Source organism: Cytophaga sp. FL35 (assembly GCF_014349235.1).
Lineage (GTDB): Bacteria > Bacteroidota > Bacteroidia > Flavobacteriales > Flavobacteriaceae > Euzebyella.
In genome coordinates this window covers 109,014-135,955 of record NZ_JACSOH010000001.1, presented here as the reverse complement: position 1 = coordinate 135,955, position 26,942 = coordinate 109,014, and the positions used below count along the sequence as shown (strand labels likewise).

Genomic DNA, 26,942 nt, shown 5'->3' with positions numbered 1-26,942 from the left:
TCAAATGAAATGTAAATTTTGCTAAAAACAAAGTATTATTGTAACATATTGAGACAATAACAGATAGACTTATGAAAAATTACGTTATTCTTAGTTTGGTCCTTTTCACCATAATTATGCCAGTAAGTTCCCAGGAGACAAATTCATTTCCCGTTCAAACAAAGGTTGAAAACGGAATAATAGAAGGTAATTACAATACCCATACCGGTATACAAACCTATTTTGGTGTACCCTTTGCAAAACCTCCTGTAGGTGAACTACGATGGAAAGCTCCACAGCCTTTAGGTCCTTGGGAGGGTGTAAAGCAAACAAAACAATTTGGTCCTAGACCGATGCAGACCATGGTTTTTGGCGATATGAATTCCCGTTCCAATGGAGTTAGTGAGGATTGTCTCTATTTAAATGTGTGGACACCTGCCAAAAGAGATACAAAAGACCTCCCTGTACTGGTTTATTTTTATGGAGGCGGGAATGTAGCCGGCGACGCCTCAGAGCCTAGATATGATGGAGAAAGTATGGCGAAAAAAGGAATGGTAGTGGTAACCACCAATTACCGTTTAAATATTTTTGGTTTTTTGGCACATTCCCAGCTTAGCGAAGAAGCACCTTACAAGGCTTCTGGTAATTACGGCATGCTAGACCAGCATGCTGCGCTTCAATGGGTTCGGAAGAATATTTCGGCCTTTGGAGGAAACCCTCAAAAAGTGACTATTGCAGGGGAATCTGCAGGGTCCATTGGAGTTAGTGCCCAGATGGCATCGCCCCTAAGCAAAGATTTGATTGCTGGGGCCATTGGGGAAAGTGGAGCTGCCATTCATCCCACTTTGGCACCGGTTCCCTTGGCCGAAGCGGAACAACAAGGAAACGATTTTTTACAAAAAGCGGGTGTTGAAAGTATAGCTGATTTACGAAAATTAAGTACTAGGGATATTTACGAAATTTACAATGAGTCCGGTCGTTTTGGATTTCCTATGGTAATTGACGGTTATTTTCTACCTAAATCCCTTCCTGAAATATTTGAGGAGCAAAAACAGGCTCAGGTACCGTTACTTTTGGGTTGGAATTCGGCTGAAATTCCTGGTATGGCCTTTACTCAAGGTCCCTACACTCTCGAAAATTTCAAGGCCAAAGTAATGGAATCATACCCCAAAAAATACAAAGAGGTATTGGAGCTCTACCCTGCGGGATCATCCAAAGAAGTGGAGTATGCTGCGACCGATTTAGCTTCGGACCGGTTTATTGTTTATAGCACCTGGAAATGGTTCGATCTCCATAGAAAAAACAGCCAACAGCCCGTTTATCGGTATTTATACAGCAAATTGAGGCCTCCGCTCAAAAACACCAATTTAGTATCCGGTTTGGCAGGAGGAACGGTGGAGAGTACGGGTGACTCCCCAAAGCAGCCGGAACCTATTGGAGCACCGCACGCATGTGAAATAGAATATTGTATGGGGAATTTGCACTTGGTAGATGATTATGCATGGACGGCAGAAGATTTTAAGGTATCCGAAACCATGCAAAACTATTTTGCCAATTTCATAATTTCCGGAAACCCAAATGGACAAGAGCTTCCGGAATGGCCTAGTGCTAAAGCAAAGGATTTTACGCCCCCGGTAATGGTCATTGATGTGGAAAGTAAGGCTGTTGATGCCCAGAATGACGCGCGTTACCAATTTTTGGATAAGCAATACGGAAATTAAAATGGATTAAATAGATCGGAATTTGTTTCGGTAAATAGAGGGCGTATCTCCTTTTAAACCTTTAAACTGTCGGTTAAAATTGGAAATATTGAAAAATCCACAATCCAATCCAATTTCATAAATGGATTTTTCGGGGTGAATCACCAATTGCTTGCAGGCATTTTCCACTCTTATTTCAATGAGAAACTGAAAGAATGTTTTGTTGGTACGTTTTTTAAAATATCGGCAGAAGGCATTTTTGCTCATGTGGGCCTTTTTAGATATGAGGTCCAAAGAAAGGGGTTCATGATAGTGGTCCATAACGTACTGCATTACTGTTCCCATGCGTTTACCCTCTACATCAGAATACCTTTTATCATACACAAAACTAGATAGGAGTTCTATTTTACCGAAACTGAAAATATGCAAAAGCTGGAATAGAGTGCCTAGTTGCGCTATTTTGGGTTGATCAGGTAATTGGTCAAAAAGTTGGCCGGCCTTTTCTGTATGGGAGGTTAGTTTAATTCCATAATTCGCTTTGTTAAAAATAGGCTGTAGGGCCGCCAAATCAGGAAGCTCGAAAAAGCCTTTACCAAAGGAATCCATTCCAAAAAAGAGGGTGTACATAAGGGATTCTTCATTGCTACGGGAATCACTTTTAAAAACATGGGGTACCAAGCCACCAATGAGCAAAATATCTCCTTCCCTATACTCATTTAAGGTGTCGCCCACCAAAAGGGAACCGGATCCCTTTCTGATCTGGCTTAGTTGGATTTCAGCATGTTGGTGAAACTGGTCATAAAATACTTGCTCCCGGTCTATTTGAAAGACCAGCGCCTCGTTTTTGGGTTTCGGTATTTTAAATGGGAGGGGTTTCAATGGTTCGTTTTGATACTAAAATACCTTTATTTTCTAAAATTTTTATTTTAAATAGATAATTTAATATGCTTTTTGGTCTACTTAATTAATCCTACTTTTGCATTGGCTTTAGGGGTATTCTATTAAGAATTGAGACAGTCCCTTTGAACCTGATTTGGCTTACACCAACGTAGGGAAAAGTTAGCAGACACATTTTGCCTTCTTTATTCTCCAGAGGAGACCTTCTATCGCCATTCATTTTTAAAAGCACGTTTATGCAAAAAAAACTTTGGCGACATATAGAAAAAGTTAGACAGACCTCCCCGTTGGTTCAGAATATTACCAATTATGTAGTAATGAACAATACGGCTAATGCCCTGCTGGCAGCGGGAGCTTCGCCAATTATGGCACATGCCCATCCGGAGATTGATGAGATGGCGACTATCTGCCAAGCCATAGTTCTTAACATAGGAACGCTTGATGAATACAAAGTAAAGTCCATGCTCTTGGCCATTAAAAAGGCAGTGGAATTGGGTAAGCCTACTGTTTTGGATCCCGTAGGAGCTGGTGCTACCGGTTATAGAAATGAAACCCTATCGCAACTGCTGGAGTATGGCCCAACGGTAATTCGTGGAAACGCTTCGGAAATATTGGCACTTGCCAAACAAAATACGGAAACAACCAAGGGAGTGGATAGTACGGCGCAAAGTAATGAAGCTCTTTCTGCAGCCAAAAGCCTGAACAAGGAATATGGGTCCGTGGTCTGTATTTCTGGAGAAACCGATATCGTGGTGAACGGTGATAGAGAAATCCATCTATCCAACGGGCATGCCCTCATGGCCAAAGTTACGGGAATGGGCTGCTCGGCATCGGCACTAATAGGTGCTTTTATTGCGGTGGTGGAAGATAAGACAGAAGCGGTAGCGGCTGCCATGGCACTTATGGGCGTTGCAGGGGAATTGGCCGAAAAACTGTCTGCCGGCCCCGGAAGTTTGCAAATGCATTTGTTGGACAAGCTGCATAACCTCACGGAAGCTGAATTTATAGGCACTTTAAAATATTTGGAAAAGTAATGGATAATCCTTTTCCATACCGTCTTTATCTTGTTATTTCAGAAGAAAATTGTGCCGGCAGACCTTTGGTAAATGTAGCCGAAAGTGCCGTACGCGGAGGTGTGGATGTGGTGCAATTACGGGAAAAAAATCGCTCTACCATGGAATTTCTTCAGAAAGCAAATGCATTAAAGGAGGTATTGGATTCGCATCAGGTACCTCTGATTATTAATGACAATTTGGAAGTCGCAAAGCAGGTGGGAGCTTATGGAATTCATGTAGGCAACAGTGATCTACCACCTTCGGAAATAAGAAAAAAATGGACTACGCCACATTGTCTGGGATATTCCATCGAATCTTTGGAGCAATTGAAATCTACGGAAGCTAAAGTTTCCGATTATTTTGGCGTGAGTCCGGTTTTTGGTACCCCTACCAAAACGGATACGGTTACGGAATGGGGTCTAGAGGGAATTGCCAAAATCAGGTCCTTGACATCGAAACCTTTGGTAGCTATTGGTAGTATGAAAAAGGAAAATGCTTTTGAGGTAATAAAGGCGGGTGCGGACTGTATTGCGGTGGTCTCTGCCATTTGCCAAGCTCAGGACCCACAAAGGGCGGCGGCGGAATTAAGAAATGAAATTGAAAGGGCTTTATAATTCTTGAGGAGAATTATTACAAGCAAAGCATTCATTCAACAATTAAAAATAATGAAAAAATATACCTATCCTTCCGTACTCACCATAGCCGGTTTTGACGGTAGTGGCGGTGCAGGCATACAAGCGGATATTAAAACCACTTCGGCCCTAGGTTGCTATTCCACATCCGTGTTAACAGCTCTTCCGGTGCAGAATACGCAAGGTGTTAAGAATATTTATACCATACCGGATTCCGCCATTGAGGAGCAGATAGATGCTATTTTCGAGGATATTTATCCTGATGCCATAAAAATTGGAATGGTACATACCAGCATCTTGGTGAGCATTATTTGTCAGGCCTTGAAGAAATCGCCGGAGATTCCCGTGGTGTTTGATCCTGTGATGGTCGCAACCAGTGGTCATAAGCTTATTGAGGAAGAGACCATTGAAACTATTAAAACCCAATTGATTCCCTTGGCGGATGTTATTACCCCCAATTTGGATGAAGCTGCAATTTTGGCCGATATGCCCATTGAAACCATAGAGGAAATGTACCAAGCGGGCAAATTGATACAAAAATTGGGGGCTAAGTCGCTTTTGTTGAAGGGAGGACATCTAAAAACAAAGGAGCTAACTTCCTTATATTTTGATTCCGTTGGAAAAGTTCATGAATTTCATCATGAAAAGTTTGATACCAAAAATACCCATGGTTCTGGGTGTAGCCTCTCTTCCGCCATTGCAAGTTATTTGGCCCAGGGAAAGAGTCCGGTAGAAGCGGTACAGCATGCACAAGATTATGTACATCAGGCTATATACAACGGAAAAGATGTATTGATAGGTAAGGGCAATGGACCTTTGAACCATTTTTTTAATCCTGTAAAATTAATCAAGAATGAATTGGAGTAGTGGCGCTTGGAATAGAATAGAGGTAATATATGCGCGTATTGAGAGCATGCCCTTTATCAAAGAATTGATGGCGGGAACCTTACCACTTGAAAAGTTTCAATATTATATGGTTCAAGATGCTTTTTATCTGGACCAATTTGGTAGGGCCTTGGCGATTATTGGTGCCCGTGTAGAAAATGTAGAGGATTCCTTGGCGTATATCCGTTTTGCAGAAGGGGCCATAGTTGTTGAAAAAGCTTTGCACGAATCGTACTTTGAAAGCTTTCAATTAAAGGAGAAGGGGCATATAGAACCTATTTGTCACCATTATGGACATTTCCTGAAAAGTACTGCGGCCCTTGATGGGGTAGAAGTGGCCATGGCGGCCGTATTACCTTGTTTCTGGATTTACAAAAAAGTGGGAGATTACATTTATCAGAATCAACAATCGGGGGATAATCCCTATCAAAAATGGATAGATACCTATGCGGGAGAAGAATTTGGCGAACTCACTCAAAGGGCCATTGAAATTACCGATAACATTGCCCGGCAGAGTACCGAAAAACAACAACAGGCTATGACAGAGGCTTTTATTACCGCCAGCCGGCTGGAGTATGAATTTTGGAACAGTGCGTACACACTTAAAACGTGGTAAATTTCATTAAATGCCGATAAATAAACATTGATTTCCCAGGCAACCTTTTTTAAGGAAGTCCATCTTTTTGTAGAACTTAAAACTTAAACACTTCTATGAAAAGATTATTTTTAAATTATGTGACTTTGGGCAGTGTCTTGCTAATTTTTAATGCATGTACAACGGATAATGAGGTTGAATGTCCAGAGGACTATGTGGGTGCTTTGGCCAGTGCAGAGGAGAAAATGGTAGGAGAATGGGTATTAACGGCTATTGAAGCCGATAAGGAAATTGATTTGACCGATGATAATGAGGACAATCCTGATACGGATATTTTTGCTCAATATTCAGACTGCCAAAGGGATGGTGCCTATGCTTTTAGCAGCTCAAGGGGCTATACTTTTAAACAAGGTTTAAAAGCGTCCGATTGTGAAAGAACGGTAAATTTAGAAGGAACTTGGCAATTGGCAGGTTCTACGTTGAGCTTGGTAGGGTCGTGTAATGTTCAGAACCTTCCCCTCGAGTTCAATTCTGACAATACCGAGTTTGTTTTTTCCGAAGATTTTAATGTTATGGATATTCAGGGGGCTACCCAGCAGACCAAGGTCAGTTTTACATATACCCTACAATAAAGTACAATTGTGCAAAAAGAAAGGGGAATAGTTGACCAGACTATTCCCCTTCAGCACATGACCTAAATCAAATTTTTAATTGTCATTTATTTCTTCCGGGATGGGAAAAAGTACCTTGGTATTTTCCATTTTAGCTCTCTTTATAGCTTCAAAATATTCAATATACTGCTCAATCACCTCCTCAATGGGGTTGGCAATGGCAGCTTTGAAATTGGCCATCCCTAAATGAATTCTGTAGGAGTTGTATGCCAATACATTTTCAATGGCTTCGGATAAGGATTCCGGACTATCCGGAGTATATACTTCTGCACGATAATTTCTTTCTTCCAAGGCCTCGTTGAGACCATCAAAATAGGGAAGTACCACGGCTTTTCCTTTCGTGGCCGTCATATGAATATCCTTTAGTTTTTCGGTATCTTGAGAATAGGGTAAAACTACCAAAGCACTTTCTTCAATAAGTTTTGGAATTTGGGCCACATCTGTTTCATGCATAAATGTAAGTTGCTTCATATACTTATGGTTTTCTTCTATACGACGCATGTACCCCGGTACGTTCTTAGAATCTTTGCCTGCAATCACAACTTCAAGATTCAATTCATTGTTCTTGGACCTAATTCGCTGTATCGCCTCCAAGAAAACCTCTAATTTCTTCTGAGTACCAAAGGTTCCAAAAACAAGAATTTGTTTCTTATTTCCTGAAATCCTATAATCCGGTTCTTGAGGAGTTTCAAAACTCCCATAGGGCATTTTGGTTACATTCTTCGCTTTCAAATCTTCTATTAATAATTTGGTCATTTTATTGGTGTTGGTTGCCACAATATCAGATGCTAATATCATTTTTGTAAGGTTACGTCCATATTCTTTATTTTTTGTCCTAACTAGAGAGGGTACGTATCCCTTGTAGTCCTTAAATGGTTGTGGGAGGCTATGAACTAATGATATGGAAGCCACACCTGTTATTCTGCTAAACAGGGGAATCATAAAGCCCAATGCAGCTGGAATTTGTTTGTTTCCAAAGGTGATGCTTCCCAAGTTGAAGAAAACGGCATCTGGTTTAAATTTCAATACGTGTTGAGTTACTTTGATGAAATTGGACCAACCATTAAAACTCCAGCATTTCTCTATGGTCACAGGACTACCTTCTGGACTTAATTCTATTTTTTTATTGGCACTACGGTCGGTTATCACTAAAATTTCTTCCACTTTAGGATGATTCCTAAAATGCTTCACCAACTGAAGGCCGTAAAAGGCCAGGTCTGCTTCACTTGGTGGATAAGCGGTTACAATTGCAAGTTTCATAGGTCATATTTTTGGGACGTCATTCTAAATGACTGAAACAAAGTTCCTTTAAGCGGGTAAAAAATAGTTGTAGAAAGTAGTTGGAAGACAAATAGGTGTAGTCAAACGGCAGTAAGTAATCGCTCAATAACTATTTTATGATAACTAATTTTTGCAGAGGGAATCCCTTTTGTCTTGATTAATAGCTGTTTAACGAGTTTAAAAGCTTTGCATCATACTACCGACCGATAAACAAAAAACCGGAAACCAAAGGTGGCTTCCGGCAAAAATGAATTGGTAATCTACCTATGAACTATTTCATTGTTTTTGTGTGAATATATAGTGACTGCGCAATTAAAAGAGCTATCATCGCTATCATTTGAAGTTGCACCACCAAGCTCAAGCTATCATGAAAGAGCACAAATAATATCATTTGAAATAATCCCACTACTGTCATGAAAAGAGCGGGTATGTAATCTTTTAAAACCATAAAATGATAAGTTACCGTGGTGGCAATAATGAACAGGGAAATTACGATGGCATATTGCCAAAGCAGAACGCCAATAGCTAAATAATCCTTTCCAAACAGCCCTTCAACGATAGGTTCATGAAATAAGTAACAAGCGGTAACAATACTTAGCAAAAGGACTCCTAATATTTTCAGATATCTTTTTAGTAAAGGAAGGGTCGCTTTTTTGGCTTGCTTATATCTCAAGGTCTCAATTGATAATTTTAAAATGAACATCCAAGCAAAAATATATATGACCCTACCTAGAAGAACTAGAGCCGTATATTGATTGGTTTCCTGATTGTTGAAATAATGGGAAACCATTAGAACGTCACTATTCTTTATCAATAGTTGTACAAACTCGTAGCCGGCTGATAATGCCAGTAGGTACAGGAGTTGTTTGGTATGCACTTTTGTACTACGCTCTACCTTACCGAATAAAAAATGATAGATATTGCCGGGCATGATACGTTTTACCATACATAAGGGAATGGCCAGGCCTATTCCTAATACAGCTCCCATTTGTTTAGAAGGAAAATGATGTAATAGATCAGTGGAATAAAATAGAACACTAACCATAAGTATGGCCATAATTCCAATTCTACAGCTATAGGGCAATGATACAAAACCACTAGTTTTTCTAGTAGGAAAAAGAAAATGAAGTTTGGAACCTATAAGCTGAAATATCATTCCTCCAAAAATGAGCGATATCAAGAAAATTATAAGGGTTACTCTATTGGCATACGATTCTGGTCCCATGGTATACCCTAAAAGAAGGTTGTATAGGCAGGCGCCTCCATTAGCAAGAAGCACACTACCTATAATCAACCTTTCGGGGGAAGTTTCCTTAATTTTCATATCAGTTCTGGTTCTCTGGTAATCTTTTAATTGGATGATTTGTGCTCATCGTGAAACAAATATCCACTGTAATATGAAAATCATTTGAGAAGAATAGTTGGATGGCGATTTGCTGTAGACGAATGGTTAAAAAATGGCTTTTAATAATTTTTGTCTATTCTCGTATTTATTGTTGTTTATCAAAAGGAAAAGGACAACCGAGTGCGCCAGCTCTCGATTGCCCTTTCGACTTCTCACTTCCTTCAACCCAAAATAAAGAAGGAAATCTACCTATGTTAATTTTTGTCTAATAGTGCACTTGTAGATTGATTTGTTCGATTAGTTTTACCCACACCCTCGGCTACGAACGCTACCCGAACATCTGCGTTCTCGTCTAGGATAACATCAGTGTCATAGCCAGAGGTTATATATTGCGGGTTGAACTGAGGTACCGGATAACTCTCTGGGAGCGCATCGGCGATCATGTTCAAGGTTTCGGGGGAAACCGTATCTTTTTCATCAAAATATTCTGGGGTACCATCTTGCGTGTAAGTACCTAAAAATTGGTACTCTTGTGCAGCAGAATAGTTGATTCCATAAAAAAGGAAGCAAAGGAGTAAAAGTTTATCCATAGCTAGTAAGATTAGGAGCTACAAATATCTAATCCAAACTAAAGAAAAAGGCTTGAAAATCGGTGGATAGTAGTTTACCGTAGGTAGAAGGTTCCTTTATAACGATGGGAAAAAGAATGCGAACCCCATGGGTGGGTAGACTATACTAAATTAAGACGGCGCATTAATTCGGGACGATTGGATCGGCTAATAGGTACTACATTCTTTCCAATTAATACACTGTTGTCTTCAATGTCTATAATTTTATTGAAGTTGATTATGTAAGAACGGTGAATTTGTAGGAAGATGCTATCGGGAAGTTTTTCCTTTATTTTTTTCAGGGTGGTATGTACACGATAGGTATCCTTTTCCAACCTTATTTCAATATAGTCGCCTTTTGCCTCTACAACAAGGATTTCATTAAATTTTAATTTGATAAGCCTTCTATCAATATTAATGTAAAGATCTGTGACCGAAGAATTATTACTTTCTGTTTTGGAGACAGGAGTTTTAACCACCGGCTGTGATGCTACCTTTTTTATTTTTTGAATGGACTTTTCAAAGCGCTCCGGTGTTATAGGTTTTACTATATAATCTACAATAGCTTCGTATTCATAAGCTTCAATTGCAAATTCTGTATCAGAGGTAGTTAGAACAATATGCGGAGGGTTTTTTAAGGTCTGTACAAAATCTACTCCAGTGAACCCAGGCATATGAATATCCAGAAAAATGACATCCACTTGTTGTTGGTTCAAAAACTTTATGGCCTCAACCGCGCTTTCAAATTCTTCTATCACATTAAGATCTGAAAATTTCGCACATAATTGAGCAACTATAGCTCTAGCTGTGGCTTCATCATCGATTATTATACAGTTCATTTTCAGTGTGTTATCGACTTAAAATTGAATATAAAAGTACTGAGAAAATCTGTTTCACACATCATTTTTCCCCTTTCATCTTATTAAGGTAACGAAAACAACACTAATGTAATTGTATTTTTTGTAAATAAAGTCTTATTAAAGGTAGGAGGTTACATTGGTAATCATTGTGATTATTAGATATTAAGAAGCCCCGCAAAACTGCGGGGCTTCTTTCACCTAACTATTAATCAAAAATATGAACTACTGCACCCAAGCGGATGCAACCACCTATTTTTCTCGTTTATGCGTTGATCAAATCGTTTACTTCCCAATAAGCAAACACTTTTCTCATTTTCTCAACATAGTCCTCATATTTAAGAGGTTTGGTCACATACCCGGCAATTCCAGAACTGTAGCATTCCAAAAGGTCATCTCTGTTTTGAGATGTAGTAAGTACCACCACCGGTATATTTTTTAAATGCGAGTTTTTTTTGATGGCAACCAAGAATTCATTTCCGTTCATGCGTGGCATATTCAAATCCAGCAGGATTAAATCCGGTAGCCTCAGTGTATTTTTTAATTTTTCTAATGCATCTTCTCCATTCTCGGCCAAGATAAGCTCATGATTTAAATGCAGCTTAGAAAGAGTTCTCGTCATTTTCATGGTCTCTACCTGATCATCTTCTATAAAAAGTATTTTCATGGCGCTAATAATTAAGTGAACCCCAAAGTACCTACATTTTGATCGGAAAAAAGTTCAACTGTAGACGAGTGGGAATTAAGTGTAGACGAATGGTAGTATTGAAACGGTTAAAGAAAAATGCCGTAAACCCCGTTTTTAAAGGGATTTCTTACAAAATGAATGTTCTTGTATGGCTTTACTTTTTTGCCAATAGGGGATTGGGGTAATTATCACTCTCATCTTCATCCCTCTTATCCAAACAAACAAAATCTTTTTCAACCAAAAGGTTTAGTAGGGTACCGTCATTTAAGATAAACTCGTTCTTAAAACCAACCCTTTCATCTTGATCCCAGTTCAAGGCTTCCTGTCTAGGAATAAAAATGACAATCGTATTATCAACAAAATCGGCTTTTAGACAATCAATATCTTCCCTGGAGACAATTTTATAGGTGAATATTTGGGAATTAAACCGTGTAGTCTCAGAAAATTCTCCCGTTTCACAAAAATTTTCCACTTCCGGTTTGGTCAGCCTCAACCTTACGGAATTACCCCTAATTCTTATTTTCATACCACTAATTCTTTCTGTTCTGTTTTGTAATTTATGGTTACCCGTGTTCCTTTCCCTGGTTCAGAATGAATGAATAATCTACCGTTAATATAGCTAATTCGTTCTTTCATAAAAAAGAGACCCATTCCACCATCACTTTGATTGGTGGGTAGGCTTTTCATGATATCAGTATTAAAACCCTTACCATCATCATCTATGACCACACTTAAAATTTGATTTTTATAATCAATTGTTATCAAAATGTAATTGGCCTCGGCATACTTTATGGCATTGTTTACCGCTTCTTGGGTAACCCTATAAATATTGGTTTCCGCCAAGGAATCAAAACGGATGTAATCTTCTGTTTTATTTTCGAACAGGATATTTTTACCGGTTAACTTGGATAGCTCATTGGTCATTTTATGCAAAGCCGGAAAAATACCATGGTCACTAAGTTCTGGAGGTGTTAAATTAAATGTGGCGGTACGTACCCCTTTAATAAGATCGGCAGTGAGAGTTTTGAGGTATTCAATTTTTTCCTTTGTTTTTGTTTGATCGCTTGTATCAATGGATTCTATATTGAACTTCAAAGCTGTAAGCATTTGGCCTATGCCATCATGAATGTCTTTTGCAATGCGCTTGCGTTCTTCTTCCTGGCCTTCAACTATTTGACTTGCCTGCAGCTTTTTTTGTTGCATTCTTTCTTCAAAATTCTGTTGGGTAAGCTGCTCTACCTTCAAGGCATTTTCTTTACGTTCTGTAATATCTGAGCAAAGAATAAGTACACTTTGCTGCTGGCTGGATTGGTGCATGGGAACAATGGAAACATCCAGCCAATATTCATCCTCTTTTTCCGTAGTGATTTTGATTTCCTCCGTTCTAATGAAGTTTTTTCTGTTGTTTTTTAAAATTTCCTTCAAATATTGTTGTTGTCCCTCCTCTGTAGTTAGCACCTCAGACAAGGGCCGCTTTAAATCCGATGCCTCCAAGCCCAATAGCTGAAGAAATTTTTTGCTCATAAAGACAATACTTCCGTCTTGGCGGGCACTTGCAAAAAGCGCTGCATTGTCAATTACAAAGTTGAGTTCTTGAAGGTCTTTTAATGATTTTTCCTTTTCCAAAAATAACCGTTCTGTTTCTTTGGCCTGATTTTCTGACTGTAGCCTGCTTTCCATCAACTTGAAAATGGTTTTTCTAATTTGTAGGGATAGCGGTCTAAAAATCAAAATAATCTCCAATAGGAGAATGAGAATTGAAATTATTAATAGCAGGTACTCTTTTCGTTTTAAACTTTCAAGTTTTTCTTTGCTTCTATTGTCATACTCGTTTACTATGTGGTCCATTATTTGAAGAAACCCGTCCTCATTATTAAGAATGGTAGTAGTTAGCCCAGCCAATTGATCGGTTGATAGTTTTTTTTGTAGGTGCAGTTCAACTATTTTTTCTGCTGCCGTTACCATTGCGGTATGGTGGGGCTCTACTTGAGTGAACAATTGCAACACTTCTTCATTGGTCTCCTTTGGCAATGTTAATTCCTTACTGCCCATTTGAAGTCCAACATGTCTACTTTTCCAAGTTTCCAGGGTCTCGTTCATTTTCTGAACTACGTGGTCAATATTCTTTTCTGGGAACAAATCCTTGATCAGTAATACTTCCTTGGTCAATTTCTGACTGTAGGCCCTTTGAAAACCGGCAACATTTATAATTCTTGAGTCACTTAATTGCGAATTAAGGTGAGATTGTATTAAGATTTGTGCAATGATGATGGTCAAAGCAATGCCTGCAAATGCCAATAAATACCATTTGCGAATGCGTAGAAAGGTTGCATTATCTAAAGACTGTCTATATTTTGGACTCTTTTCTATAAACCAACTGTTTTAGACCGTATTTATGCCTCCAGCGCTTTTTTAATTAGCTCAAGGGAGGTAGGGGATAAAGGCAGTTTTAAAGCAGCTTCATGCCCCTTAGGAGACATTTTTCTCCATGTTTTCTGGAGAATATCGATTATTTTTTCTTCCGGATGTTCCTCACTGAAGTCTTCAAAATAATATTCTAAAAAAACAAGGCAGATGACATCTTCCAATGTTTGGGTCTCCTCATTTTTTTTGAGTTGCTTTTTTTCTAAAAGAAAGGCGACTTTGTCAATGGTCGCTTGGTCGTATCCTACTTGTTCCAAAATTTCAGCCGCCACTTTCGCATGGAATTTCTTTAAATCTTGTCGCCATTTTAAATAGCCTACACGGTTCATCTCATAGCTATCACGCGGTATTTCCCACCGGCGAATATGCTGGCAACGTGCCGTAAGTCTAAGGGCATCGGAGGCATTGGAATCAAAATCGTCCAGTTTTTGCGTCATCCTCTGTGCGTACAACACTTCCTTAGGATATTTTTTTCCCTGATACTCCTCGGTATTTGGGTCTTTGCTATTGGCTTCGTCAAACTTCTTAAAGGCTTCCGCTAATTTCTCGGAGGTAGGCATACAATGTAATTTTTAGGAAAGATAGTAATTTCCGCTTCTATTCCTTAGAATACCTAAATCCATTTGCTTGCAGTTTTATGTTAATTAATGGGAAAAGCCTATGTGAACATATCCATCAAGTATCTTAACAGGGTAGGTGGCTATTGGTTCTAAATCACCGTTGAGGTTACGGCCGTCCTCAAGCGAAAAAATACGTTTGTGCAAGGGGCAGGCTACCATGGGAATTCCCTTATGGTCACCAATCATCCCCCTGCTAAGAACCATTTCCTGTTTTTCTGGAGATAGGTTTTGGGTGGCATACCACTTATTCAGTCGCGTAAAGTTAAAAACGGCAATCTGCAGGTCTTTATACTTTACACAGGCACCTCCATCTTTGGGAAATTCATTTACCGAAGCCGCTTTGAACCATACGGTCACTTCGTTTGCTTTAACAGTTTCGTATTTTTTGGTTGTTGCAATCATCTCTAGCATGTTTGAATTGATTATTTCCAAGGTTCAGGCATTTTTTGCTCCCTCATGGGAACAAAAACCAAGTTATCATCTTCTTCTTTGCTGTTCACAAAGTGGTTGAAGCGTTTCATCATTTCAGGGTTGTTGACCGCTTGGGTCCACTCACATTCAAATTTGTTGACCAAGGTTTGCATTTCTTCTTCCAAATCTTTGGCGATGCCTAATTTGTCCTCAATAACTACTTCCTTCAAATATTCAATTCCCCCTTCCAAACGTTCTTGCCAGGCCGCTGTACGCTGTAAAGGCTTGGCCGTACGCATGTAGAGCATTAAGTAGCGGTCTAAATATTTAATGACGGTTTCATTATCTATTTGTTCCGCAAAGAGTTCGGCATGTCGGGGATTTGCCCCTCCGTTACCACCTACGTAAAGGTTCCATCCTCCTTCAACGGCAATAAGTCCGAAATCTTTACCACGGGCTTCTGCACATTCCCGGATACATCCCGAAACCCCACCCTTGATTTTATGCGGCGCTCGAATACCTCTGTACCGGTTTTCCAATTCAATGCCGAAGCTTACACTTTCATCCATACCATAGCGACACCAAGTGGAACCTACACAGGTTTTTACCGTACGTAAGGATTTACCATAGGCATGGCCACTTTCAAATCCGTGAGCGATCAAATCCTTCCAGATAAGAGGCAACTGTCTTAAGGTTGCTCCGAACAAATCGACACGTACCCCACCGGTAATTTTGGTGTACAGGTCATATTTTTTGGCGATTTCACCAAGGGCAATCAATTTATCGGGGGTAATTTCTCCCCCTGGCACCCTAGGAACTACCGAATAAGTACCATTACGCTGAATATTGGCCAAAAACCGATCGTTTGAATCTTGAATGGCATATTCCTTATTGGCCGTATCCGCATGAATACTTGCCATTAAGGAGGCTACTACGGGTTTGCACAGTTCACAACCATGACCACCGTTACCGTGATTGTCTAGTACCTCATTAAAAGTAGTATAGCCTTTTACCTGAATGATTTTGTACAAATCTTGTCGGTTGTAATCAAAGTGTTCACAGATGGAGTCTTTCACTTCTATGCCCAGCGACTTCAAAGTAGCTTCGGTAATATCCTTTACCATGGGTTTGCAGCCACCACAACCGGTCCCTGCTTTGGTACAGGAGACCACATCGGCCAAGTCTTTGGCTTCCCCGTTTTCTATAACCCCACAAATTTGTCCCTTTGTGACGCTTTCACAGGAACAGACTTGTGCTTCGTCCGGTAAATCCATGACATTGCCAAAGGAAGCGGCACCATCGGAACTAGGTAAAATCAATTGAGCAGGTTCTTCGGGAATTGGCATACCGTTCAGATATACTTGGTGTAGCATATTGTAATCGGAAGCATCTCCCACCAAAATACCACCTAAAAGCTTTTTACGGTCGTGGCTAACGTTAATACGTTTGTAGAGAAATTTGGTTTTGTCTTCGTAAATAATGGAATGGCCTTTGGAAGCAGGCATAAAGGGTTCTCCAAAACTGGCCACATCAACACCAATTAACTTTAGTTTGGTGGACATATCTATGTCTGTAGGCATATCGGGTTCAGTTTCGCCTAAAATCTGTTTGACGGCCACATCGGCCATGTCATAGCCAGGAGCCACCAGTCCGTAAATCATTTGATTCAATAATGCTACCTCGCCAATGGCATAGATATGTTCATCAGCGGTTTGCATTTTATTGTTAACGACGATTCCGCCACGCACACCGATTTCTAGACCGCAGGTTTTTGCAAGTTCATCCCTAGGTCTAATACCTGCAGAAATGATGAGCATATCGACATCAAGCAGGTCGTCTTCACCAAACTCCATACCCTCGATCGAGCCATTTCCTAAAATTTGATTGGTGGCCTTACTTAAATGAATGTTCAACCCGATGGACTCCAACTTTAATTGTAGTACCTTACTACTTCTAGAATCTAATTGTCTGGGCATTAGTTTTGGGGCGAACTCTACAATATGGGGTTCTAAGCCCATATCCAACACTGCCTTACCGGCTTCGAGTCCTAGGAGGCCACCGCCCAAAACAGCGGCCTTTGCATTGGGTTTTGTCTTTTTAAGGTCGGCGGCATACGCCAACATTCCTTCTAAATCTTCTATGGTTCTATAGACAAAAACCCCCTTTTTTTCTACTCCTTTTATTGGAGGTACGAAAGGGGATGAACCCGTAGCAAGAACCAAGTAGTCATAACTGAAGATGCGGTCTTTAGATGTGGAAATAGTTTTTGAATCGCGATTGATATCGAGCACGCGTTCAGAAGTCACCAATTCTATTTTATTTTCTAAATACCATTCTTTCGGGGCCATCTCAAGCGCTTTGGCATCTTGGCTTTCAAAATATTCACTTAAATGTACGCGGTCATAAGCTGGTCTTGGTTCTTCGCCAAAAACAACAAGTTGGAAGTTTTTGCTTTTTTCATGGGATACGAATTTCTCACAGAACTTATAGCCTACCATGCCGTTACCGACAACAATTATTGTTTTCATTTCGCTTCGATTTTAAACTACTTAGCAATATTACGTATTAATACGTATTTTAAGTGTGTTTTTATGAAAATAATTACGTAGTTTTGTTGAGGAATTGTCAATCCTACCTAAATAAATTAAGTATTATGAAATCTACATTTGAACCAAAGGTAACATTGGTAGGTGCTGGCCCAGGTGCGTCAGACCTTATTACTATTAGGGGTTTGAGAGCTTTGAAAGATGCCGATGTAGTTTTGTATGACGCTCTTATTGACGAAGAACTATTGCAATTCGTAGGTGAAAAATCTAAAGTGATATACGTAGGGAAAAGATGTGGCACCCACAGTCGCAGTCAAGAACAAATAAATGAGTTGATTGTAAAAATGGCTTTGGAATTTGGTCATGTTGTTCGCTTAAAGGGAGGAGATCCTTTTGTTTTCGGCAGGGCCTGTGAAGAAATCGAATATGTAGAGTCTTTTGGTATTCCGGTGACGGTTGTTCCGGGGGTAAGCAGTGCCATCGCCGTACCTTCAAGTCAGGGAATTCCCATGACCTCAAGAGGTTTGAGCAGCAGTTTCTGGGTAATGACTGCCACAAAAAGAGATGGTAATTTTTCAGAAGATTTGCAACATGCTGCTCGCTCTACGGCCACTTTAGTCATTTTGATGGGGATTAGAAAAGCCGCAGAAATAATGCTTGAAGTCAGTAGATATAGGGATTCTTCAACTCCTGCGGCGATAATTCAAAACGGCACTAATAGCAACGAGCAATGTTTTTTGGGTACGTTATCGTCATTTTCTACAAAACTTCCTGCCATTGATTGTGAGCGACCTGGTATCATTGTAATTGGCGATGTAGTGGCGAAACATCCTTTGTATTTTAATGAGGAAGTCCAAAGAATACTCTTCTCTGCATTTTAGTAAGCATTACAATAAAGAATCCATCTCTCTTTAAAAATTCGCAATAGATTTAATGTCAATTGATTTCTCGTTTTTCATATTCATGAAATTTCTAAGGCGCATATTTTGAATTCCTCAAATTACTACTGCGCATATATTCATTCTGGTAAAAATACGTATAAAATCAATGATTTTTATTTATACTACGTATTAATACTTAATAATATACGTATGTTTGTTACATAGAATTAATTGTTCACCTTTTAAAACTCTAAAACATGAAATCGAGAACTCAAACAGTTTTTTTCTTTTTGTCTGCATTACTTATAGTAGCATGTGGCGGAAAAGGAGAGAAACAATCAAAAGAAACGGCAAGCGCAGAAGTTTCTTCTACTAGTGCTATTTCAAAGACCCTTGATGTTGAAAAACCACAATTGACGTTTGGTTTTATTAAACTTACGGATATGGCTCCTTTGGCCATTGCCAAGGAAAAAGGCTTTTTTGAGGATGAAGGATTATTTGTTTCTGTAGAAGCGCAATCAAACTGGAAAAATGTTTTGGACCGAGTAATAGATGGGCAGTTAGATGGTTCGCACATGTTGGCCGGCCAGCCCATAGCCGCTGGTGCAGGTTTTGGTCGTCAGGCCCAACTGGTAACACCATTTTCAATGGATCTTAATGGAAATGGCATTACGGTTTCAAATGAAGTTTGGTCTAAAATGAAACCCAACATTCCCTTAAATGAAGATGGTAAACCGCAACATCCTATTAAAGCAGATGCTCTAAAGCCTGTTATAACGGAGTATAAGAATAGCGGAAAGCCTTTTAAGATGGGAATGGTTTTTCCAGTTTCTACCCACAATTATGAAATAAGATATTGGTTGGCTGCTGCTGGTATTCATCCGGGCATGTACACAAAAGATAATGTGCAGGGGCAAATCGATGCCGAGGTTTTATTATCCGTAACACCACCACCGCAAATGCCGGCAACTCTTGAAGCGGGTACTATTTATGGATATTGTGTAGGTGAGCCTTGGAACCAACAGGCCGTATTCAAAGGAATAGGGGTACCGGTCACTACCAATTACGATATCTGGAGGAACAATCCTGAGAAGGTATTTGTGATGACCAAAAAGTTTGTTGAGGAAAATCCCAATACAGCTATTGCCGTAACCAAGGCCTTAATAAGAGCTGGTAAGTGGTTAGACGAACCTGAGAATAGGGCAGAGGCCGTTAAAATATTGAGCATGTCTCAATATGTAGGGGCTGATGAAGCGGTACTTTCCAATTCTATGACGGGAACTTTCGAGTTTGAAAAGGGAGACAAAAGGGAAATGCCAGACTTTAATGTATTCTACAAGTACAATGCTACGTATCCTTTTTATTCCGATGGAGTTTGGTTTTTGACCCAAATGAGACGGTGGGGGCAAATTCCTGATGCGAAACCGGCCGAGTGGTATGATGAGACCATTAAAGAAATTTACAGACCCGATATCTGGAAAAAAGCTGCCGAAATTTTAGTGGAGGAAGGGCACATTCCTGCCGCCGACGTGCCTGATACCGATGGCTATAAGCCAGCTACCAATGAATTTATAGACGGGAAAAGCTTTGATGCCAAAGATCCTTTGGGCTATATCAACAGTTTTAGTATAGGTAACAAAGACAACGCCTCTTTGTAGAATAATCAATTACTTAAATCAGAAGCATCATGAAACAAAGTATTGTATTAACCAAAGTAAATGACCTGGTCGGAAGTTTTTCGTCGGGATCGGTTGCGGGCAAGGTAAAACTGGGCTCCTTTAAATTTGATGTGAAGAGCATCTTTAGAAAGTTTGTTATTCCTTTGCTTTCCATATTGCTTTTCATTGGTCTTTGGCAACTAGGCTCAAAAGCACTTTTTAATATGGAGGCCGATTATAAAATCGAAAAGGCACTGGCCGATCAGGGTGCTGAGGCAGCGGAAGCCATGAAAGCTTGTATCGCATCTGGGGATATCAGTTGTCAACCCAATACCTTACCGTCACCCAGCCAGGTGTGGCAATCGTTGCAAACATTAATTGCCGATCATAAAGTAATCAGCGCCGATAAGGATGCTTTTGCAGAAAAAACGGCTGCACTGAATGCCAAACGTGAAGCGGAAGGTAAAGCACCTATAACTTATACAGGTCGCCCATCTTTTGTGGACCAAATTTTCACCAGTTTAAAAACCGTTTTTGCGGGATTTTTATTGGCATTGATCATTGCGGTTCCCATCGGTATAATTATTGGTTTGAGTCCCGTACTTAGAAGTTCTTTCAATTGGTTAATACAGATATTTAAGCCTGTATCGCCCGTAGTTTGGTTGTTATTGGTATTCATGATCGTAAAGACGATGACCAAAGATTCCAATTCAGATAGTGCTTTTATCATTTCATTTATAAGTGTAGGTCTTTGTGCCATGTGGGCCACTTTGGTCAATACGGCCATGGGTGTCGCCACGGTGGATAAGGACTATATAAATGTTGCCAAAGTATTAAAATTGAAGCCTTTGCAGAAGGTGTTCAAGGTGATATTACCATCGTCGTTACCATTGATTTTTACAGGTTTGAGAATTACACTTTCCGTGGCTTGGATGGTGTTGATCGCCATTGAACTTTTGGCCCAGAGTCCTGGTTTAGGATCTTTCGTTTGGGAGGAATTTCAGAATGGGGCCATCGATTCCAATTCAAAAATCATTGTGGCCATGTTTGTCATAGGAATCATCGGTTTCTTATTGGATAGGCTTATGCTGACCATTCAAAACATGGTGTCTTTCAATAAAAGCGAAGCTATATAATTTATAAAAACAAAGGGTATGGCCTATTTAGAATTAAACAATGTGTACAAAACTTACGGACAAGGTAGCAGTGCTACAGAAGTACTTTCCGATATTAATCTGAGTATTGAAGAGGGAGAGTTCGTGGCCATCGTAGGATTTACGGGAAGCGGAAAAACAACATTGGTCAACCTGATAAACGGTTTGTTACAACCCACCAGCGGAGAGGTTCTTTTTAAGGGCGAACCGGTTAAGGGTACAAGCCACGATAGGGGGGTAATTTTTCAAAACTATTCGCTTTTGCCATGGTTGACGGTTGGTCAAAATGTGTATATGGCTGTCAAGGAAGCATTCCCAAAGGAAAAAAAATCGGAGCTCATGAAAAGGGTGAAAGAATTTGTGGGGATGGTAAGTCTTAGTCCCGCCATTAACAAAAGACCCAAAGAGCTTTCTGGGGGAATGAGGCAACGGGTAGCAGTCGCAAGGGCCCTGGCCATGAATCCGGAAATGATCATTATGGATGAGCCGTTGGGAGCCCTTGACGCTTTGACCCGTGGCAACCTACAAGATGAAATACTCAATATCTGGAGTAAGGATAAGCGCACCGCCCTTTTGATTACCAATGATGTGGATGAGGGAATTTATATGGCTGATCGCATTATTCCGCTCCGTCCGGGACCAAGGGCAACTTTAGGACCTGAATTTAAAATTGATATCGACCGGCCAAGGGATAAAACCGAGTTGAACGACAATGTCAATTATAAGAAAACACGAAATGCCATTATTGAATATCTGATGGATATCGGAAACGAAAGAAAAGCCGAAGTGCAGACGCAATACGAACTGCCTGAAATTAGTCCGAAAAGTTTTGTAGCCTAACCTTAAAAATCACAAAGATGAACACATCTACCATTGAGAATAAAGAAAGTTTAGGAACCTATGAAAACGGTATACTCTACCCGTCGCCTGTAATGCTTGATTTGAATGATCTAAAAAAGGTGTATCCAACTCCCAAAGGAGATTATGTGGTACTCGAACATTTGAATCTTCAGATTATGAAAGAAGAATTTGTGACCATTATTGGGCATTCTGGTTGTGGTAAAACCACCATGTTATCAATGATAGCGGGTTTGAACGCTATTTCTGGTGGAAATATTTCGGTCTTGGGCAATCCTGTAAAAGGTCCTGGACCGGATAGAGGGGTTATTTTTCAAGCACCAAGTTTAATGCCTTGGATGACCGCTTTGCAGAACGTAATGTTAGGAGTCAATCAGGTATTCCCACATGCTACCAAGCAACAGAGAAAGGACATTGCCAAATACTATTTGCATAAGGTAGGCCTGGATGGTGCATTCGATAAAAAAGCACAAGAACTTTCGCAAGGCATGCAACAACGGGTAGGTATTGCACGGGCTTTTGCCATAAAACCACAGGTGTTATTGTTGGATGAACCTTTTGGAATGCTCGATTCCCTCACCCGAGGAGAATTGCAAGATATTTTAATTGAGATATGGAACAAAGAAAAGATTACGGCGGTGATGATTACCCACGATGTGGACGAAGCTATTTTCTTGGCAGACAGGGTTGTGATGATGACTAGCGGACCTAGAGCTAAAATCGGTGATATTCTCAATATTGATTTTGAAAGACCAAGAACCAGAAAATCGGTGCTAGAGCAGGATGATTACTATGCCTACCGCAAACATTTGATTGATTTTCTAGAGCATTAAGTAACTAACAAACTCAAATAATTTAAGGAAAATGAAAAACCAATACATTTTATTAATCCTAGTATTTCTATCGGTAAACTATATTAATTCTCAATTTATTTTGGATGGTGAATTTAGGCCCCGTACCGAATATCGCAATGGCTTTGGTTCCATCATTCCAGATGTGGCGGACCCTGGCTACGCAATTTCGACCCGAACCCGATTGAACGCGGGTTATAAGTTTAGTTCGTATGAATTTTATTTGAGTCTTCAAGATGTCATGGTCTGGGGCGAGAATAGGCAGATTTTACCCTACGATCAAAATAATTCCTTTGCTGTTTTTCAGGCTTGGGCAAAATTGAACTTGGGCAAGGGCTTTTCCACTAAATTAGGCCGACAGGTAATTTCGTATGATGATCAACGAATTTTTGGGGGACTTGACTGGGCTCAACAAGGCCGAAATCACGATGCAGCCCTTCTCAGCTATAACAAAGACAGGTTTATGCTTGATCTTGGTCTGGCATTTAATCAGGATTTCAGCAATCCGGCTGGTTTTCAATCGGTGGGAACGGCCTACAATACCACGGGATTCTTTTCCTATAAAACTATGCAGTACCTTTATCTCAAGCAAAAATGGGATAATTTTTCCGGTAGCCTTTTATTGCTCAATAACGGATTTCAAAACTTTATAACAGAAGGTGATGCCCAAGTGGCCGACGGGGTGAGTAATCTGCAGACCTTGGGTACTCATTTAAATTATAGTTCAGGGAAATTCGGTGCAGCTTTGAATGCCTTTTTACAGACAGGCGAAAGGCAAAATGAGGCAAAAGTAAGCGGGGCCTATTTATTGGGGCTCGATCTGACCTATAAAGCTTCCAATACGATAGGCTTGGGTATCGGTACCGAAATTATAAGTGGTAATAAGGCCGATACCACTGGTGAAACCGAAGCATTTTTTCCACTTTACGGAACGAATCACAAATTTAATGGCTTCATGGATTATTTCTACGTAGGCAACCACGCGAACTCTGTGGGTCTATTTGATATACATGCCAGTGCCAACTTTAAATTGGGAGAAAAATCAAGTCTACTTCTTAAAATCTTAAAGTTCAATGGGGAACAAGATTTGCCTAGTGGCGAAAGCAATTTAGGAACTGAAGTTGATTTGGTCTATTCACAGGCATTTAATGGCTATGCCCTTAAAATAGGCTATTCCCACATGTTTGCCGCTAGCGGGATGTACGAATTAAAGGGAGTTGCCGAGGATATGGCGGCAAGTAGCCAAAACTGGGCTTGGGCCATGCTGGTCATCAAACCAAAATTTTTAAATACCGCTAAGGATTAGTTGTTTATAGGATGCTTCGATTGAGCCGTTGTAGCCTCTGGGTTATGGCGGTTCATTCATTTTCTGTAATGTCAAATTGAGGTAATTTGTAAAAATTAAAATTCAATTATATTTGTACGTATTAATACGCATGTTTTGAGCAATACCACAAGTATCGTTTTGGTTGATGACCACTCTTTAGTAAGAGATGGGATTAAAGCTTTGCTAGAGAGCGAATCTGATTTAGAAGTTATAGGAGAGGGAGATGATGGCCTAGAAGCATTGCAACTAGTGGAGGAAAAAAATCCTGAGATTTTGATTATCGACATCAGGATGCCAAATATGACGGGGATTGAGGCGGTCAATGAGCTGAATAAAAGAAAATCCAGTGTTAAGTGTATCATTCTTTCCATGCATGATTCCGAAGAATATATTTTAAAATCGGTAAGTGCTGGTGCCAAAGGATATCTTTTAAAGGATACGGGTAAAGTAGAGTTCATTAAAGCCATACAAACCGTTAGGGAAGGCGGAACTTATTACAGCGGTGATATTTCCAATGTTCTGGTAAACAACCTTTTGAATCCCACGAAGAAAATTGTTGAGAAAGTATCCAAGCTAAAGGTGGGCAATAATCCTTTTGAATTGACCAATAAGGAATTACAGATTCTGGAATTGGTATTGTCCGGACTAACCAATAAGCAGATTTCCGAAAAACTTCAGAATAGTAAAAGAACGGTAGAAACCCATAGGTTTAATCTTATGCGGAAGATGGATGTGAAAAACCTTATTGACCTATCAAAAAAGGCACAGAAATTTAATTTGATATAGGTCTGTTAAATGTATTTTTTACTTTTCAAAAACCTGACTATTGCTGGGGAAAGCTTATGCCTTTCCATTTTTCTAAGAGGTTTGGTTTTCGCTCCAAATTGCACCAATAATTCAATAGCTTCCTTATTACCCGATCTGGCCGCTGCACAGATAGGCGTGTCTAAATAAACACCAATTTTTGCTTCAACGTTGGCATTCATTTCCAATATAAACTTAAGCAATTGCAAGTTGTTGGATTCAATGGCGGCATGAAGCGGATTACCATAAATTCCACTCATTAAATCAATTTGTGCTCCACGTTGCATTAAGAATTCCGCCATTTCCATGTCCCCGTTATGACAGGCAATAGCCAACGGAGTCCGGGAAAAGGATAGTATTTCACCTGATTCATAATTGATATCTGCACCAAAATCAAGTAGGATGTCCACAACATCAAAATGCCGGTGCGTTACGGCCGCATTCAACGGTGTAGTTTTAATGACCCCTTGACAATTGGGCGAAATGCCTTTTTGTAGCAAGTCTGTTGCCACCTTGGCATATCCTTTAAAACATGCATTGATGAGCTGATCTTCCGGGGAGTTTGATTTTAGGTTCGTATCCATGTGCGGTTAGTGGCTGTCAAATTGGAAAAACACCTTTTTTTGATTCTTAGAAGAACGTTTTAAATGCTGTTAAGTTGTGTACTTATAAATGTAGATGGCTCGTTTTCAAAGTTAATAGAAGATTCACTTATTGATTGAAAGTGTTTATCACAGTGTAAGCAGTTCAACTAAATAGACAATTCACAAAACTATATGTTGATAGCGTATTTAATTGTCGAAGTTCAAAAAAACTCCCTTAAGAATTCAATTGGGTTATGGGGCAATTGGAGAAGAGCTAAGAATTTATCCCGTTAACTTTTATTATTTGCAATTGCCAATGGTTCATCTTTGTAAACATCCCTCACTATTTCATAAAGGTCAGGAATCACTGTTTTGGAAATTTTGGAATTACTGTTCAATAGCACACAGATTCCAAGGTCTGTCTCTGGGTACATTGCTATTTCGTTTCTGTAATTGTTTACACTGCCTCCGTGATGCCAAATAGTTTTTTCTACGGTAGAATCTTCCTCTATGAACTTGTGAATTCTCCACCCAAATCCATAATAGGACTTTTGATGTCCGGGCCATTTGTGGTAATATTTATGGCTTCCAGAAATTTCAATAAATGGGGTAAAGGCTTCTTCTAAAGCTTCTTTTTTCATGATTTCAGGGTTATGGCCTAAAAGGAAACGCATCCACCTCCCCATGTCGTGGGCATTTGCATTAATACCCCCTGCAGCAATAGCATTGTAATATTTGTTGGTAAGTTGTAGGGTTTTATAGCCACTACGCCATTTAGAATGTGGTAACGCAACATTAATCGTTTTGTTCAAGGTCTTATGGTCCATAGAAGTGCTGCACATTCCCAATGGGGTAAAGAACCTGTTTTGTAAAGATGTGGAGATTTCGTCACCAGTTGCTTTCTTCATGATTTCTCCGCACAAGGCAAAAATTGCGTTTTGATAGCTATACATGGCGCCAGGCTTGCTGATCGGGGCCACTTCCTTAAATCGTTCGGCAATGGTTTCCAATGGTAAGTTGGCTTCTACCAAATTGGTAAAACTGTGGTAGGGAGTACCTGAGGTATGGCTCATAATGTTCGCTAAGGTAATTTCAGAAGTATTGCTGGCATCACCCAATTTAAATTGTGGCAAATAATCAATAACGCGATCTCTCCAGTTCAAATAGCCATCATTTTTAAGGTTGGCAGCAAGTACACCTGCAAACCCTTTACTTAATGATCCCAGTCTAAAAACAGTTTCGCCATCAACTTTATCATTAAAATTCACGTTTCTCTTGCCAAAGCCATTTGAAATGATAATGCTATCACCTTGCACGATACTTACCCCTGCACCTACTATATCACCATTTTTGATTGCCCTATCAAAATAGTCGTTCAAGGCCTTTTGTAATTCTTCTTTTTTTGCGTGGTATTTCTCTATGTCCACTTTGGACAAAGGTTTTGTTGTATTTTCTACAACGATTTCGGAAGAGGTACTAGGTTTTGGTTGTTCTTCACTCTTTACGCCAGATGTCGCCAAAAATAAGGTAAAGGTAAGAAGGGCGAAAATGGCGAATACTTTAAATGATCGCATGGGGATATTGGATTGACTTTAGGGTTATAGGGCTTGAATATAGGATGAATTACTTAA

General features: G+C 39.8%; 26 protein-coding genes and 1 riboswitch. Of the genes, 13 read left to right on the top strand and 13 right to left on the bottom strand.

Annotated elements, in window-relative coordinates:
• The first annotated feature begins 71 nt into the window (after positions 1-71).
• Positions 72-1,700, top strand: coding sequence for a carboxylesterase/lipase family protein (locus tag BIZ36_RS00580; RefSeq protein ID WP_187455906.1), 1,629 nt, complete (start codon positions 72-74; stop codon positions 1,698-1,700).
• 6 nt (positions 1,701-1,706) lie between these two features.
• Here BIZ36_RS00580 and BIZ36_RS00575 read toward each other — a convergent pair whose 3' ends face one another.
• Positions 1,707-2,558, bottom strand: a complete 852-nt coding sequence (locus BIZ36_RS00575; RefSeq protein ID WP_187455905.1) for an AraC family transcriptional regulator — start codon at positions 2,556-2,558, stop codon at positions 1,707-1,709.
• Between the two features lie 100 nt (positions 2,559-2,658).
• Positions 2,659-2,751: riboswitch (TPP riboswitch) on the top strand.
• A 61-nt stretch (positions 2,752-2,812) separates the two neighbouring features.
• Here BIZ36_RS00575 and thiM point away from each other — a divergent pair.
• The 5 genes from thiM to BIZ36_RS00550 all read left to right on the top strand — a co-directional run bounded on the left by thiM (position 2,813) and on the right by BIZ36_RS00550 (position 6,375).
• Positions 2,813-3,610 carry a hydroxyethylthiazole kinase gene (thiM, locus tag BIZ36_RS00570; protein ID WP_187455904.1) on the top strand — a complete coding sequence of 266 codons (798 nt, stop codon included), beginning with the start codon at positions 2,813-2,815 and terminating at the stop codon, positions 3,608-3,610.
• Entirely contained in the window at positions 3,610-4,245 is a 636-nt protein-coding gene (thiE, locus tag BIZ36_RS00565; protein WP_187455903.1) for a thiamine phosphate synthase, read from the top strand. The genes thiM and thiE overlap by 1 nt, the downstream gene beginning before the upstream one ends.
• Positions 4,246-4,296: 51 nt before the next feature.
• Entirely contained in the window at positions 4,297-5,130 is an 834-nt protein-coding gene (gene thiD, locus BIZ36_RS00560; RefSeq protein WP_187455902.1) for a bifunctional hydroxymethylpyrimidine kinase/phosphomethylpyrimidine kinase, read from the top strand.
• On the top strand, positions 5,117-5,764 hold the full coding sequence (tenA, locus tag BIZ36_RS00555; protein WP_187455901.1) for a thiaminase II: 648 nt from the start codon (positions 5,117-5,119) through the stop codon (positions 5,762-5,764). The genes thiD and tenA overlap by 14 nt, the downstream gene beginning before the upstream one ends.
• 95 nt (positions 5,765-5,859) lie before the next feature.
• The gene (locus BIZ36_RS00550; protein ID WP_187455900.1) at positions 5,860-6,375 is read left to right on the top strand and encodes a DUF5004 domain-containing protein; all 516 of its coding nucleotides are present in this window, start codon (positions 5,860-5,862) and stop codon (positions 6,373-6,375) included.
• A gap of 75 nt (positions 6,376-6,450) precedes the next feature.
• On the opposite strand, the gene BIZ36_RS00545 is transcribed toward BIZ36_RS00550, so the two are convergent.
• The 10 genes from BIZ36_RS00545 to nirB form a co-directional block, all read right to left on the bottom strand.
• A complete protein-coding gene (locus BIZ36_RS00545; RefSeq protein ID WP_187455899.1) occupies positions 6,451-7,674 on the bottom strand; it encodes a glycosyltransferase in 1,224 nt (407 codons plus the stop codon).
• Between the two features lie 292 nt (positions 7,675-7,966).
• A complete protein-coding gene (locus BIZ36_RS00540) occupies positions 7,967-9,019 on the bottom strand; it encodes an MATE family efflux transporter (protein WP_187455898.1) in 1,053 nt (350 codons plus the stop codon).
• A gap of 275 nt (positions 9,020-9,294) precedes the next feature.
• Entirely contained in the window at positions 9,295-9,630 is a 336-nt protein-coding gene (locus BIZ36_RS00535; RefSeq protein ID WP_187455897.1) for a hypothetical protein, read from the bottom strand.
• A 140-nt stretch (positions 9,631-9,770) separates the two neighbouring features.
• Entirely contained in the window at positions 9,771-10,487 is a 717-nt protein-coding gene (locus BIZ36_RS00530) for a LytR/AlgR family response regulator transcription factor (RefSeq protein WP_187455896.1), read from the bottom strand.
• Positions 10,488-10,770: 283 nt separating this feature from the next.
• Positions 10,771-11,172 carry a response regulator gene (locus BIZ36_RS00525; RefSeq protein ID WP_187455895.1) on the bottom strand — a complete coding sequence of 134 codons (402 nt, stop codon included), beginning with the start codon at positions 11,170-11,172 and terminating at the stop codon, positions 10,771-10,773.
• 175 nt (positions 11,173-11,347) lie between these two features.
• Positions 11,348-11,719: a DUF7009 family protein gene (locus BIZ36_RS00520; RefSeq protein WP_187455894.1), complete on the bottom strand. Its 372-nt coding sequence runs from the start codon at positions 11,717-11,719 to the stop codon at positions 11,348-11,350.
• Positions 11,716-13,491, bottom strand: a complete 1,776-nt coding sequence (locus BIZ36_RS00515; protein WP_222937114.1) for an ATP-binding protein — start codon at positions 13,489-13,491, stop codon at positions 11,716-11,718. The genes BIZ36_RS00520 and BIZ36_RS00515 overlap by 4 nt, the downstream gene beginning before the upstream one ends.
• 95 nt (positions 13,492-13,586) lie before the next feature.
• Positions 13,587-14,177 carry a DUF4202 domain-containing protein gene (locus BIZ36_RS00510; RefSeq protein WP_187455893.1) on the bottom strand — a complete coding sequence of 197 codons (591 nt, stop codon included), beginning with the start codon at positions 14,175-14,177 and terminating at the stop codon, positions 13,587-13,589.
• An 84-nt stretch (positions 14,178-14,261) separates the two neighbouring features.
• Positions 14,262-14,639, bottom strand: a complete 378-nt coding sequence (gene nirD, locus BIZ36_RS00505) for a nitrite reductase small subunit NirD (RefSeq protein ID WP_187455892.1) — start codon at positions 14,637-14,639, stop codon at positions 14,262-14,264.
• A 20-nt stretch (positions 14,640-14,659) separates the two neighbouring features.
• On the bottom strand, positions 14,660-17,176 hold the full coding sequence (gene nirB / locus BIZ36_RS00500) for a nitrite reductase large subunit NirB (RefSeq protein ID WP_187455891.1): 2,517 nt from the start codon (positions 17,174-17,176) through the stop codon (positions 14,660-14,662).
• Between the two features lie 125 nt (positions 17,177-17,301).
• On the opposite strand from nirB, the gene cobA reads away from it, so the two are divergent.
• The 7 genes from cobA (at position 17,302) to BIZ36_RS00465 (ending at position 24,709) form a co-directional block, all read left to right on the top strand.
• Positions 17,302-18,075, top strand: a complete 774-nt coding sequence (gene cobA, locus BIZ36_RS00495; protein WP_187455890.1) for a uroporphyrinogen-III C-methyltransferase — start codon at positions 17,302-17,304, stop codon at positions 18,073-18,075.
• A gap of 257 nt (positions 18,076-18,332) precedes the next feature.
• Positions 18,333-19,733, top strand: coding sequence for a CmpA/NrtA family ABC transporter substrate-binding protein (locus tag BIZ36_RS00490; RefSeq protein ID WP_187455889.1), 1,401 nt, complete (start codon positions 18,333-18,335; stop codon positions 19,731-19,733).
• 29 nt (positions 19,734-19,762) lie between these two features.
• Positions 19,763-20,869, top strand: a complete 1,107-nt coding sequence (locus BIZ36_RS00485) for an ABC transporter permease (RefSeq protein WP_187455888.1) — start codon at positions 19,763-19,765, stop codon at positions 20,867-20,869.
• Between the two features lie 18 nt (positions 20,870-20,887).
• Positions 20,888-21,727 carry an ABC transporter ATP-binding protein gene (locus BIZ36_RS00480; protein WP_187455887.1) on the top strand — a complete coding sequence of 280 codons (840 nt, stop codon included), beginning with the start codon at positions 20,888-20,890 and terminating at the stop codon, positions 21,725-21,727.
• 17 nt (positions 21,728-21,744) lie between these two features.
• Positions 21,745-22,578 (top strand): ABC transporter ATP-binding protein, encoded by an 834-nt coding sequence (locus BIZ36_RS00475; RefSeq protein ID WP_187455886.1) that lies wholly within the window; start codon positions 21,745-21,747, stop codon positions 22,576-22,578.
• Between the two features lie 31 nt (positions 22,579-22,609).
• Positions 22,610-23,902, top strand: a complete 1,293-nt coding sequence (locus tag BIZ36_RS00470) for an alginate export family protein (RefSeq protein WP_187455885.1) — start codon at positions 22,610-22,612, stop codon at positions 23,900-23,902.
• A 135-nt stretch (positions 23,903-24,037) separates the two neighbouring features.
• Complete coding sequence (locus BIZ36_RS00465) at positions 24,038-24,709, top strand: response regulator transcription factor (RefSeq protein WP_187455884.1); 672 nt, start codon at positions 24,038-24,040, stop codon at positions 24,707-24,709.
• Positions 24,710-24,714: 5 nt separating this feature from the next.
• Here BIZ36_RS00465 and BIZ36_RS00460 read toward each other — a convergent pair whose 3' ends face one another.
• Together BIZ36_RS00460 and BIZ36_RS00455 are read right to left on the bottom strand one after the other, a co-directional pair.
• Positions 24,715-25,311 (bottom strand): ankyrin repeat domain-containing protein, encoded by a 597-nt coding sequence (locus BIZ36_RS00460; RefSeq protein ID WP_187455883.1) that lies wholly within the window; start codon positions 25,309-25,311, stop codon positions 24,715-24,717.
• Between the two features lie 290 nt (positions 25,312-25,601).
• Positions 25,602-26,885, bottom strand: a complete 1,284-nt coding sequence (locus BIZ36_RS00455) for a serine hydrolase domain-containing protein (RefSeq protein ID WP_187455882.1) — start codon at positions 26,883-26,885, stop codon at positions 25,602-25,604.
• Positions 26,886-26,942 lie beyond the last annotated feature (57 nt).

Coding starts and splice junctions, on each gene's coding strand:
- BIZ36_RS00580 (WP_187455906.1), top strand. CDS start 72: ATGAAAAATTACGTTATTCTTAGTTTGGTCCTTTTCACCATAATTATG.
- thiM (WP_187455904.1), top strand. CDS start 2,813: ATGCAAAAAAAACTTTGGCGACATATAGAAAAAGTTAGACAGACCTCC.
- thiE (WP_187455903.1), top strand. CDS start 3,610: ATGGATAATCCTTTTCCATACCGTCTTTATCTTGTTATTTCAGAAGAA.
- thiD (WP_187455902.1), top strand. CDS start 4,297: ATGAAAAAATATACCTATCCTTCCGTACTCACCATAGCCGGTTTTGAC.
- tenA (WP_187455901.1), top strand. CDS start 5,117: ATGAATTGGAGTAGTGGCGCTTGGAATAGAATAGAGGTAATATATGCG.
- BIZ36_RS00550 (WP_187455900.1), top strand. CDS start 5,860: ATGAAAAGATTATTTTTAAATTATGTGACTTTGGGCAGTGTCTTGCTA.
- BIZ36_RS00545 (WP_187455899.1), bottom strand. CDS start 7,674: ATGAAACTTGCAATTGTAACCGCTTATCCACCAAGTGAAGCAGACCTG.
- BIZ36_RS00540 (WP_187455898.1), bottom strand. CDS start 9,019: ATGAAAATTAAGGAAACTTCCCCCGAAAGGTTGATTATAGGTAGTGTG.
- BIZ36_RS00535 (WP_187455897.1), bottom strand. CDS start 9,630: ATGGATAAACTTTTACTCCTTTGCTTCCTTTTTTATGGAATCAACTAT.
- BIZ36_RS00530 (WP_187455896.1), bottom strand. CDS start 10,487: ATGAACTGTATAATAATCGATGATGAAGCCACAGCTAGAGCTATAGTT.
- BIZ36_RS00525 (WP_187455895.1), bottom strand. CDS start 11,172: ATGAAAATACTTTTTATAGAAGATGATCAGGTAGAGACCATGAAAATG.
- BIZ36_RS00520 (WP_187455894.1), bottom strand. CDS start 11,719: ATGAAAATAAGAATTAGGGGTAATTCCGTAAGGTTGAGGCTGACCAAA.
- BIZ36_RS00510 (WP_187455893.1), bottom strand. CDS start 14,177: ATGCCTACCTCCGAGAAATTAGCGGAAGCCTTTAAGAAGTTTGACGAA.
- nirD (WP_187455892.1), bottom strand. CDS start 14,639: ATGATTGCAACAACCAAAAAATACGAAACTGTTAAAGCAAACGAAGTG.
- nirB (WP_187455891.1), bottom strand. CDS start 17,176: ATGAAAACAATAATTGTTGTCGGTAACGGCATGGTAGGCTATAAGTTC.
- cobA (WP_187455890.1), top strand. CDS start 17,302: ATGAAATCTACATTTGAACCAAAGGTAACATTGGTAGGTGCTGGCCCA.
- BIZ36_RS00490 (WP_187455889.1), top strand. CDS start 18,333: ATGAAATCGAGAACTCAAACAGTTTTTTTCTTTTTGTCTGCATTACTT.
- BIZ36_RS00485 (WP_187455888.1), top strand. CDS start 19,763: ATGAAACAAAGTATTGTATTAACCAAAGTAAATGACCTGGTCGGAAGT.
- BIZ36_RS00480 (WP_187455887.1), top strand. CDS start 20,888: ATGGCCTATTTAGAATTAAACAATGTGTACAAAACTTACGGACAAGGT.
- BIZ36_RS00475 (WP_187455886.1), top strand. CDS start 21,745: ATGAACACATCTACCATTGAGAATAAAGAAAGTTTAGGAACCTATGAA.
- BIZ36_RS00470 (WP_187455885.1), top strand. CDS start 22,610: ATGAAAAACCAATACATTTTATTAATCCTAGTATTTCTATCGGTAAAC.
- BIZ36_RS00460 (WP_187455883.1), bottom strand. CDS start 25,311: ATGGATACGAACCTAAAATCAAACTCCCCGGAAGATCAGCTCATCAAT.
- BIZ36_RS00455 (WP_187455882.1), bottom strand. CDS start 26,885: ATGCGATCATTTAAAGTATTCGCCATTTTCGCCCTTCTTACCTTTACC.